This is a genomic window from Pseudomonas bharatica CSV86, assembly GCF_000319305.2.
GTDB lineage: Bacteria > Pseudomonadota > Gammaproteobacteria > Pseudomonadales > Pseudomonadaceae > Aquipseudomonas > Aquipseudomonas bharatica.
In genome coordinates, this window is the sequence record NZ_AMWJ02000001.1 from 946,281 (window position 1) to 958,675 (window position 12,395).

General features: G+C 66.1%; 1 pseudogene. It reads left to right on the forward strand.

Annotation, left to right across the window (positions count from 1 at the left end):
• The first annotated feature begins 91 nt into the window (after window positions 1–91).
• Window positions 92–12,264, forward strand: a pseudogene (locus CSV86_RS04335) (non-ribosomal peptide synthetase).
• The last annotated feature ends 131 nt before the right edge of the window (window positions 12,265–12,395 follow it).

The following is a 12,395-nucleotide window of genomic DNA, read 5'->3' on the forward strand; positions in this document are numbered from 1 at the left end:
ATCCAGGCAATCGCCAACAGCGGCCTGTCGCTGACCGAGGACGGCCTGTCCGATATCGAAAAACTGATGAACGAAATGGCAGGAGCCTGAGATGGACAAGACGACCGCACAGCGCATTGCCAAACGTTTCGTCGGCCTGCCCCTGGAGCAGCGCCGGCAGATCCTCGACAAGATGCGCGAGACCGGGCAGAGCTTCCGTCTCCTGCCGATTGCCGTGACCCGCACCGATACCCCGCGTATCCCGCTGTCCTACGCCCAGCAGCGCATGCTGTTCCTGTGGCAGATGGAGCCGGACAACAGCGCCTACAACGTGCCCATGGCGGTGCGTCTGAACGGCCCGCTGGACCAGGCGGCGCTGGGCCGTGCGCTGGAGCAACTGGTACAGCGCCATGAAACCCTGCGCACCCGTTTCGTCTCCGTGGAAGGCGAGTTCCATCAGGAAATCCTCGACCGGGTGCCGGTGGCGCTGGAAGTGCTCGAAGTTACCGACGAGAGCCGCCTGGCCGCCCTGGTCGAGGCCGAATTGCAGGCGCCGTTCGATCTGCTGGGTGACCGGCTGCTGCGGGTCAGGCTATTCCGTCTCGGTGCCAGCGAGCATGTGCTGACCCTGTGCATGCACCATGTGGTGTCGGATGGCTGGTCCGGGCAGTTGCTGGTGCGCGAGTTCGTCCAGCTCTACCAGGCGCAGTCGAGCGGGCAACCGGCGCCCTTGCCGGAACTGGCGATCCAGTACGCCGACTATGCGATCTGGCAGCGCGCCTGGCTGGAAGCCGGCGAGGGCGAGCGCCAGCTGGCGTACTGGAAGGAACAGCTGGGCGACGAACAGCCTGTGCTGAGCCTGCCGCTGGATCACGAGCGCCCGCTGCAACCGAGCTACCGCGGTGCCGTGCTGCGCGCCGATCTGCCGGCGCAGTTGTCGGAGCAGCTCAAGCAGGTGGCGCGCAACAACGGCGTGACCCTGTTCATGCTGACCCTGGCGGCCATGTCGGTGGTGCTGTCGCGCTACAGCGGCCAGGCGGACATCCGTATCGGCGCACCGAATGCCGGGCGTACCCGCGCCGAGCTGGAAGGCTTGATCGGCTTCTTCATCAACACCCAGGTCCTGCGTGTGCAGGTGGACGAGCGGCAGACCTTCGCCGCCCTGCTGGAGCAGGTCAAGCAGGTGGTCAGTGGCGCCCAGTCCCATCAGGAACTGCCGTTCGAGCATCTGGTGGACGCCCTGGCGCCGGAGCGCAACCTCGGCCACAACCCGCTGTTCCAGTTCAAGATCAACCAGCAGGTATTCGTGGCCGAGGACGGCAGCGAGGCCGAGCGCGGTGTCGATGGCCTGAGCGTGGAGAAGTACGCTTCCGGCTCCAGCGATGCGCGGTTCGACCTGGCCTATGACTTCGTCGATGGCCCGGACGGCGTGCGTGGCTACTTCACCTATGCCACCGACCTGTTCGAGGCGGCGACCATCGAGCGTATCGCCGGGTCGCTGCGCCGCGTGCTGGAACACTTCGTGGCCCATGTTGCCGAGCCGCTGCTGGCCTTCCCCGAGCAGGCGCCGCAGCTGGCGGCACCGCAGGCCCCGGCGCTGATCGGTGGCGACTTCGTTTCCCTGTGGCAGCAAGGCCTGCAAGCCGGGAGCGGCAAGCTGGCCCTGCGCGCTGGCGAGCAGACCCTCGACTACGGGCAACTGGAGGCGCAGTCCAACCAGCTTGCCCACTACCTGCAAGAGCAAGGCGTCGAGGCCGGGCAGGTCGTGGCGCTGTGCCAGGAGCGCGGCATCGAGTGGGTGGTAAGCCTGCTGGCGGTGCTCAAGCTGGGGGCGGTGTACCTGCCGCTGGACAGCCGCCAGCCGCAGGAGCGCCTGCGCCAGCTGGTGCGTGACAGCGGCGCGGTGTTGCTGATCCAGGGTGCCGAAATGGACCTGGGCTGCCCGGCGCTGAACTGGAATCCGTCGTTGTGGGCCGAACGCGATACCCGCGCGCCCGCCGTGCGCATCCATGGCGAACAACCGGCCTACATCATCTACACCTCCGGCTCCACCGGTCAGCCGAAGGGTGTGGTGATCAGCCATGGCGCGCTGAGCAACTATGTACAGGCCGTGCTGGAACGCCTGGACCTGAGCGCCGACGCCAGCCTGGCCATGGTCTCGACCATCGCCGCCGACCTCGGCCACACCATGCTGTTCGGTGCCCTGGCGTCTGGCCGTGCGCTGCACCTGCTGTCCCATGAGCACGCCTTCGATCCGGACCGTTTCGCCGCCTATATGGCCGAACACCGCATCGATGTGCTGAAGATCGTGCCGAGCCACCTGCAAGGCTTGTTGCAGGCGGCGAAGGCGGCGGATGTGCTGCCACGCGAGCTGCTGGTGCTCGGTGGCGAAGCCAGCAGCTGGAGCCTGCTGGAACAGATCCGCAGCCTGAAGGCCTGCCGTGTGCTCAACCACTATGGTCCGACCGAAACCACCGTGGGCATCCTCACCCACGAAGTGGGCGAGCTCGCCGGCTGTCGCAGCGTGCCGGTTGGTCAGCCGCTGGCGAACGGCAGCGCGCAGGTGCTGGACGCCTGGCTCAACCCGGTGGCCGAAGGCGTTGCCGGCGAGCTGTATCTCGGTGGCGCGGGCCTGGCCCAGGGGTATCTGGGGCAGCCGGCGCTGACGGCCGAGCGCTTCGTCCCCGCTGCAAACGGCCAGCGCCGTTATCGCGCCGGCGACCGTGCGCGTCTGGTGAACGGCGTGCTGGAATACCTGGGCCGCGCCGACGACCAGGTGAAGATCCGCGGTTACCGGGTCGAACCGGGCGAAGTCGGCCATTTGCTGCAAGGCCTCGACGGCGTGGCCGAGGCGGTGGTCCTGGCCTTGCCGCAGGACAGCGATGAAACGCGTCTGCAACTGGTGGGCTACTGCGTCCCGGCCAGCGGCGTCACCCTGCAAGCCGAAGCCCTGCGCCAGCAACTTGCGGCAAGCCTGCCGGAATACCTGGTGCCGGCACAGATCCTTGTGCTGGAGCGCCTGCCGCTGACCGCCAACGGCAAGCTGGACAAGCGTGCCCTGCCCAGGCCGGGCGCGGTCAAGCAGCGTTACGTGGCACCCAGCGGCGAGATCGAGGAAAAGCTCGCGGCCATCTGGTGTGATGTGCTCAAGCTGGAGCAGGTGGGCAGCACCGACAACTTCTTCGAACTGGGTGGCGACTCGATCCTCAGCCTGCAGATCATCGCCCGGGCCAAGCGCCAGGGCATCAAGCTGAGCCCCAAGCAGCTGTTCGAGAAACAGACCATCGGCCAGTTGGCCACCGTCGCCAAACTGATCGAGAAGAAGGCTGCCGCCCCGGCCCCGGCACAGATCAGCGGGCGCCTGCCGCTGCTGCCGATCCAGGCGCGCTTCTTCGACACCGCCATCCCCGAGCGCCAGCACTGGAACCAGGCGGTGATGCTCAAACCGAGCGTGCGTCTCGATGCCGCCCATTTGCAGCCGGCCCTGCACGCGCTGATCGAGCAGCACGATGCCCTGCGCCTGAGTTTCCGACAGCAGTCCGCCGGCTGGCAGGCCAGCTTCGCCCCGGCCAGCAGCGCTGGCGTGCTGTGGGTCCGTGAGCTGGCCGAGGGCGCCGATCTGCGCGAACTGGCCAACGAGGCCCAGCGCAGCCTGAACCTGACCGACGGCCCGCTGCTGCGCGCCGTGCTCATCAACCTTGCCGACGGTGAACAGCGTCTGCTGCTGGTGATCCACCACCTGGTGGTGGATGGCGTGTCCTGGCGCGTGCTGCTGGAAGACCTGCAACAGGCCTGCGCTGCCCTGATGGCGGGCAAGGCTGTCGAGTTGCCAGCCAAGACCAGCTCGCTGAAAGCCTGGGCCGGCCAGTTGCACGACTATGCGGTAAGCCCGGCGCTGGAGCAGGAACTGGATTACTGGCAGGCGCAGTTGCGCGGGTCAGTGACGAGCTGCCGTGCGACCATCCCGACGGCAGCCAGGAGCGCCGCCATGCCGTGTCGGTCAGCACCCATCTGGATGTCGAGCTGACCCGGCGCCTGCTGCAAGACGCCCCGGCGGCCTACCGCACGCAGATCAACGACCTACTGCTGACCGCCCTGGCCCGGGTCATCTGCCGCTGGAGCGGGCAGGCCCATGCGCTGATCCGCCTGGAAGGCCATGGTCGCGAGGATCTGTTCGAGGATATCGACCTGAGCCGCACCGTCGGCTGGTTCAGCACCCTGTTCCCGGTGCGCCTGACCCCGGCGGCGTCGCTGGAGGCTTCGCTCAAGGCGATCAAGGAACAACTGCGTGCCATCCCCAACAAAGGCATCGGCTACGGCGTGCTCCGTCACCTGGGCAACGACGCCGCCCGCGAGACCCTGGGCGCTCTGGCCCAGGGCACTATCGTCTTCAACTACCTGGGCCAGTTCGACGGCAGCTTCACCGCCGAGGACGCGCTGTTCGCGCCGTCCGGCGAAAGCGCCGGCGACGGCCAGGACTTCGCCGCGCCACTGGCGGCGCTGCTGAGTATCAACGGCCAGGTGTACGGCGGCGAGCTGGACCTGGGATGGAGCTTCAGCAGCGCGGTGTTCGAGCGCGAGACCGTGCAGCGCCTGGCGGATGACTATGCGGCCGAACTGCGCCTGCTGGTGGAGCACTGCACCACGCCGGCAGTGGCCGGCATCACGCCGTCGGACTTCCCGCTGGTGAGCCTGGCCCAGGCCGAACTGGATGGCCTGCCGGTGCCAGCCGGCACTATCCAGGACATCTACCCGCTGGCGCCGATGCAGCAGGGCATGCTGTTCCACACCCTCTACGAGCAGGAGGCCGGCAACTACATCAACCAGCTGCGGGTCGAGGTCAATGGCCTCGATGTCGCCCGTTTCCGGGCGGCGTGGCAGGCGGTGGTGGACCAGCACGATGTGCTGCGCAGCGTGTTCGTCAGCGAACTGCAGCAGCCGTTGCAGGTGGTGCTGCGTCAGGTCGAAGTACCCTTCAGCGAAGTCGATGCCCGTGGCCAGGCCGACCAGCAAGCCTGGCTCGATGCCTGGGCGGCCGGCGAGCGCGAAGCTGGCTTCGAACTGAGCCGCGGGCCGCTGCTGCGCCTGGCGCTGGCGCGTATCGGTGAGCAGCGTTATCAACTGGTCTACACCTGCCATCACATCCTGATGGATGGCTGGAGCAGCTCGCGCATGCTCGGCGAGGTGCTGCAGCGCTACAGCGGCAGGGACATCGCCGGCCAAGGCGCGCGCTATCGCGACTACATCGAGTGGCTGCAACGCCAGGACGGCAGCGCCAGCCAGCAGTTCTGGAAGCAGCACCTGCAACACCTGGACGAACCGACCCGGCTGGTCCAGGCGTTCAGGTCCGGTGTTGCCGGCACGGGCTACGGCGAGCAGTCCCAGTTGCTGGATGCGGCCCTGACCCAGCGCCTCGGCGAGTTCGCCCGCGAGCAGCGGGTTACCCTCAACACCCTGGTCCAGGCCGCGTGGCTGTTGCTGCTGCAACGCTATACCGGGCAGTCCAGCGTGACCTTCGGCGCCACCGTGGCCGGGCGTCCGGCGGACCTGCCGGGCATCGAGGAACAGCTCGGCCTGTTCATCAACACCCTGCCGGTGGTCGGCAGCCCGCGCCCGGAGCAGAGCGTGGCGGACTTCGTGCAGCAGGTGCAGAACCTCAACCTGGCCCTGCGCGAGCACGAACACACGCCGCTCAACGAGATCCAGCGCTGGGCCGGGCAGGGCGGCGAAGCGCTGTTCGACACTATCCTGGTGTTCGAGAACTACCCGGTGTCCGAGGCGCTGCAACAGACCGCGCCGCAAGGGCTGGAATTCGGTGCGCTGGTCAACCGCGAGCAGTCCCACTATCCGTTGACCCTGGTAATCAACGCCGGCACCACGCTGTCCATGCGCCTGAGCCATGACCGGCGTTTCTTCGCCGATACGGCGGTGGTGCAACTGGCCGCGCATCTGGACCATCTGCTTCGCGCGCTGGTGGCCAATCCGCAGGCGGCGCTGGGCGAACTGGCTCTGCCTTCGGTGGCGGGACAGGAAGTGGCGGTCTTCCCGAACGAGCAGTGCATTCATCAGCGCATCGAGGCCCAGGCGGCGCGGGTGCCGGAAGCGGTGGCCGTGAGTTTTGGTGCTCAAGCGCTGACTTATGCACAGCTGAACGGTCGGGCGAACCAGTTGGCGCACAAGCTGCGCGAGCAGGGCGTCGGGCCAGATGTGCTGGTCGGTCTTTCGGTCGAGCGCAGCCTGGAAATGCTGGTCGGTATCCTCGGCATTCTCAAGGCTGGTGGCGCCTATGTGCCGCTGGATCCGGAGTATCCACAAGACCGTCTCGACTACATGACGGCAGACAGCGGTATCAAGCTGCTGCTGACCCAGGCTGATCTGCTGGGCTCGTTCGAGGGCTACAGCAACGAGAACCCGGTCAACCTGACCTCGCCGGACAACCTGGCTTATGTGATCTACACCTCCGGTTCGACCGGCAAGCCGAAGGGGGCGTTGCTGCCGCATCACAACGTCCTGCGTCTGTTCGAGGCGACCGAGGACTGGTTCGGCTTCGACGAGAAAGACGTGTGGACGCTGTTCCACTCGTACGCGTTCGACTTCTCCGTGTGGGAGATCTTCGGTGCGCTGATGCATGGTGGCCGTCTGGTGGTGGTGCCACGTGAAGTGACCCGTTCGCCGGAGGACTTCAACCAGTTGCTGGTGGATGAAAAGGTCACGGTGCTCAACCAGACGCCATCGGCGTTCAAGCAACTGACTCGCGTTGCAACCGAGCCACTGAGCCTGCGCTACGTAGTGTTCGGCGGCGAAGCCTTGGATGTGGGCAGCCTGCAACCATGGTTCGAGCGCTTCGGTGACCAGCAGCCACGCCTGATCAACATGTATGGCATTACCGAAACCACGGTGCACGTCACCTACCGTCCGATCACCAAGGCGGATCTGGTGCAGGCCGAGGTCAGCCCGATCGGCGAGGCCATCCCCGACCTGTCGATGTACGTGCTGGGCACCGACTTCAACCCGGTGGCAACCGGCGTTTGCGGCGAGCTGCATGTCGGCCATGCCGGCCTGGCGCGTGGTTACCACAACCGTGCCGCCCTGACCGCCGAACGCTTCGTGCCCAACCCGTTCGCGAAAGACGGCAGTCGCCTGTACCGCACCGGTGACCTTGCCCGCTTCCGTGAAGCCGGTGTGATCGAGTATGCAGGCCGTATCGACCACCAGGTGAAGATCCGTGGCTTCCGTATCGAACTGGGGGAGATCGAGGCGCGGCTGCAGGAGCATGAAGGCGTACGCGAGGTGGTAGTGCTGGCGGTCGATGGCCCGGCGGGCCAGCAACTGGCGGCCTACCTGATTCCGGCCAACCCGGATCAGGGCGACCTGCGTGACAGCCTGAAATCTCATCTGCGGGCGAACCTGCCGGACTACATGGTTCCGACCCACCTGATCCAGCTGGAATCCTTCCAGCTGACCGCCAACGGTAAGCTGGACCGCAAGGCCCTGCCGAAACCCGATGCGGCCAACCTGCAAGCCGCCTACGTGGCGCCGCAGAGTGCCCTGGAACAGCAACTGGCGGCGATCTGGGCCGATGTGCTCAAGGTGGAAAAGGTCGGCCTGAGCGACAACTTCTTCGAGCTGGGCGGCGATTCGATCATCTCCATCCAGGTGGTCAGCCGCGCCCGTCATGCCGGGATCTTCTTCACTCCGAAGGACCTGTTCCAGCGCCAGACCGTGCAGAGCCTGGCGGCGGTGGCGCGGCTGGCCGAAGCCACCAGCATCGAGCAGGGCGCGGTCGAGGGCATCGCCCCGCTGACGCCGGTGCAGCACTGGTTCTTCGACGGCGACATGCCGCAGCGCCATCACTTCAATCAGGCGGTGCTGTTGCAGCCGTCCCGCGCGCTTGATGCCAACGCACTGGAACACGCCCTGCGTGCGCTGCTGGTGCAGCACGATGCGCTGCGCCTGGCTTTCGTTGAAGACAACGGCGTCTGGCAGGCCCGCCACGGTGCCCGTCACGATGCCGCGCTGCTCTGGCAGCGCCGGCTGAACCGCGCCGATGAGCTGGAGCCGCTGGTGCAACAGGCCCAGCGCAGCCTCGACCTGCAACAGGGCCATCTGCTGCGCGCCTTGCTGGCCGACCTGCCGGACGGCTCGCAGCGCCTGCTGCTGGTGATCCACCACCTGGTGGTGGACGGCGTGTCCTGGCGCATCCTCCTGGAAGACCTGCAAAACGCCTATAGCGCGCTGCTGGACGGCAAGCCCGTGACCCTGCCGCGCAAGACCAGTGCCTTCAAGCACTGGGGCGAGCGCCTGCGCGACTACGCCCGCAGTCCGGCACTGGAGCAGGAGCTGGGTTACTGGCAGGCGCAACTGGAGGGCGTCAGCGATGCCCTGCCGCATCATGCCTGCGGCCCGCTGACCAGCCGCCAGATCACCAGCGTGTCCACCCGTCTCGACCGCGACACCACCCGCCAGTTGCTGCAGGACGCCCCGGCGGCCTACCGCACGCAGATCAACGACCTGCTGCTGACCGCCCTGGCCCGGGTCATCTGCCAGTGGACCGGGCAGGACTCGGCGCTGATCAAGCTGGAGGGCCATGGCCGCGAGGACCTGTTCGACGAACTGGACATCACCCGGACCCTCGGCTGGTTCACCAGCATCTACCCGGTGAAGCTCAGCCCCCAGGCGGATCTGGCCGGCTCGCTGAAGACCATCAAGGAACAACTGCGCGCGATCCCCAACAAGGGCATCGGCTACGGCGTGCTGCGCTACCTCGGCAGCGACGAGGCCCGCCGCAGCCTGGCGGCCCTGGCCAAGGGCAATATCGTGTTCAACTACCTGGGCCAGTTCGACGGCAGCTTTGCTGCCGAGGACGCTCTGTTCGTCCCCGCCAGCGAAAGCCGTGGCGACATGCACAGCGCCGAGGCGCCGCTGGACAGCCTGCTCAGCATCAGCGGCCAGGTCTATGGCGGCGAGCTGGAGCTGAACTGGCGTTTCAGCACCGAAGCCTTCGAGCCGGCGCTGATGCAGGACCTGGCCAAGCGTTATGGCGAGGAACTGCGCCAACTGACCGCCCATTGCCTGGGCGCCGGAGTGGCCGGGGCCATGCCGTCGGACTTCCCGCTGGCGCGGCTGGAGCAGGCGCAGATCGACCGCCTGCCGATCGCCATCGCCGAGATCGCCGATGTCTATCCGCTGTCGCCGATGCAGCAGGGCATGCTGTTCCACAGCCTCTATGAAAAGGAGGCGGGCAACTACATCAACCAGCTGCGCGTCGATGTCCGTGGCCTCGATGTGCCGCGCTTCAAGGCGGCCTGGCAGGCGCTGATCGACCAGCACGAAGTGCTGCGCGCCAGCTTCATCAGCGATATGCAGCAGCCGTTGCAAGTGATCCGCCGCCAGGTCGTCGCGACCTTTGCCGAACAGGACTGGCGCGGGCGTGACCATTCCGAGGCGGCGATCAAGGCCTGGGCCGATGGCGACCGCCAGCGCGGCTTCGACCTGGAGCAGGAAGCCCTGCTGCGCCTGACCCTGCTGCGCACCGGCGAAGACAGCCATCACCTGGTCTACACCAGCCACCACATCCTGATGGACGGCTGGAGCAACTCGCGCCTGCTCGGCGAGGTGTTGCAGCGTTACCACGGTGAAGTGCCGGCGCAGAGCGGCGCGCGCTATCGCGACTACATCGAGTGGCTGCAACGCCAGGATGCGGCGCTCAGCCAGCGTTTCTGGAGCGGACAACTGGCGGTGCTGGACGAGCCGACCCGGTTGGTCCAGGTGCTCAGGTCGACCACCACGGCCCAGGGTTATACCGACCGGCACTACGCGCTGGACCAGGCCGAAACCCGCAAGCTCAACGAGTTCGCCCGCGAACAGCGGGTTACCCTCAACACCCTGGTCCAGGCGGCGTGGCTGTTGCTGCTGCAACGCTATACCGGGCAGTCCAGCGTGACCTTCGGCGCCACGGTATCCGGGCGCCCGGCGGAACTGGCGGGGATCGAGGAACAACTCGGCCTGTTCATCAACACCTTGCCGGTGGTCGGCAGCCCGCGCCCGGAGCAGCGCGTGGCGGACTTCGTGCAGCAGGTGCAGACCCTCAACCTGGCCTTGCGCGAGCACGAGCACACGCCGCTCTATGACATCCAGCGCTGGGCCGGGCAGGGCGGCGAGGCGCTGTTCGACAATATCCTCGTGTTCGAGAACTATCCGGTGTCCGAGGCGCTGCAACAGGCGGCGCCGGATGACCTGAAGTTCGGCAGCGTGATCAACCTGGAGCAGACCCACTATCCGCTGACCCTGATCGTCTCGGCCGGCGATGCGCTGGGTGTGCGCTTCAACTTCGATCGCCAGCGTTTCAGTGATGACGTCATGGCGCGGCTGGTGGAGCATTTCGACCATCTGCTGCGTGCGCTGGTAGTGGATTCGCAGGCGGCGTTGGGTGAACTGGCTCTGCCTTCGGTGGTGGGCCAGGAAGTGGCGATCTTCCCGAGCGAGCAGTGCATTCACCAGCGCATCGAGGCCCAGGCGGCGCGGGTGCCGGAAGCGGTGGCCGTGAGTTTTGGTGCTCAAGCGCTGACTTATGCACAGCTGAACGGTCGGGCGAACCAGTTGGCGCACAAGCTGCGCGAGCAGGGCGTTGGGCCGGATGTGCTGGTCGGTCTTTCAGTCGAGCGCAGCCTGGAAATGCTGGTCGGTATCCTCGGCATTCTCAAGGCTGGTGGCGCCTATGTACCGCTGGACCCGGATTATCCACGGGACCGTCTCGACTACATGAAGGCAGACAGTGGCATCAAGCTGCTGCTGACCCAGGCGGATCTGCTGGGTTCGTTCGAGGGCTACAGCGACCAGAATCCGGTCAACCTGACCTCGCCGGACAACCTGGCTTATGTGATCTACACCTCCGGTTCGACCGGCAAGCCGAAGGGGGCGTTGCTGCCGCACCAGAATGTCCTGCGCCTGTTCGAGGCCACGGATGAGTGGTTCGGCTTTGACGAGAAAGACGTGTGGACCCTGTTCCATTCCTACGCCTTCGACTTCTCCGTGTGGGAGATCTTCGGTGCGCTGATGCATGGCGGGCGTCTGGTAGTCGTGCCGCGTGAGGTGACCCGTTCGCCGGAAGACTTCAACCAACTGCTGGTGGATGAAAAGGTCACGGTGCTGAACCAGACTCCATCGGCGTTCAAGCAACTGGTCCGCGTTTCAACCGAGCCGCTGAGCTTGCGCTATGTGGTATTCGGCGGCGAAGCACTGGACGTGGCCAGCCTGCAACCGTGGTTCGACCGCTTCGGTGACCAGCAGCCACGCCTGATCAACATGTACGGCATCACCGAAACCACGGTGCACGTGACCTACCGTCCAATCACCAGGGCGGACCTGGTACAGGCCGAAGTCAGTCCGATCGGTGAAGCGATCCCGGACCTGTCGATGTACGTGCTGGACACCGACTTCAACCCGGTGGCAACCGGCGTCTGCGGCGAATTGCATGTCGGCCATGCCGGCCTCGCTCGCGGCTACCACAACCGTGCCGCCCTGACCGCCGAACGCTTCGTGCCCAATCCGTTCGCGAAAGACGGCAGCCGCCTGTACCGCACCGGCGACCTTGCCCGCTTCCGCGAGGAGGGCGTGATCGAGTACGCCGGCCGTATCGACCATCAGGTGAAGATCCGCGGTTTCCGTATCGAACTGGGCGAGATTGAGGCGCGGCTGCAAGAGCATGAAGGCGTGCGCGAGGTGGTGGTGCTGGCGGTGGATGGCCCGGCGGGCCAGCAACTGGCGGCCTATCTGATCCCCGCCAACCCGGACCAGGCCGAGCTGCGCGAGACCCTGAAAACCCACCTGAAAGCCAACCTGCCGGACTACATGGTCCCGACCCATCTGGTCCTGCTGGAGAGCTTCCCGCTGACCGCCAACGGCAAGCTGGACCGCAAGGCCCTGCCCAAGCCGGATGCGGCCAACCTGCAAGGTGCGTATGTGGCCCCGGTCAGCGAGCTGGAGCAGCAGTTGGCAACTATCTGGGCGGATGTCCTGCAAGTGGAGCGGGTCGGTCTGGCCGACAACTTCTTCGAGATGGGCGGGCACTCGTTGCTGGCGGTGCAGATGCTGGTGCGCATCCGCGAGCAGTTGCGCTGCGATATCGCCCTGCGCGAGCTGTTCGAGAAGAGCACCCTGCAGGACCTGTGCGCCGTGGTCGCGGCGAAACAGGGGCAGGTCGATCATGCCCAGGACGAACTGACTAAATCGCTGGAGGCCCTCAAACGTCTTAGTGCAGAGGAAATCGACAACCTGCTCGCCTGACTGGAGATCCCAACGTGCAAGAGCTGCTTGACTCCGTGAAATCCCTGTCTGCCCGTGAACGCAAGGCGCTGGCCGCCTTGCTCAAGCGCCAGGGGGTGAATCTGTACGGCGTCACGCCGATCTTCAGGCGC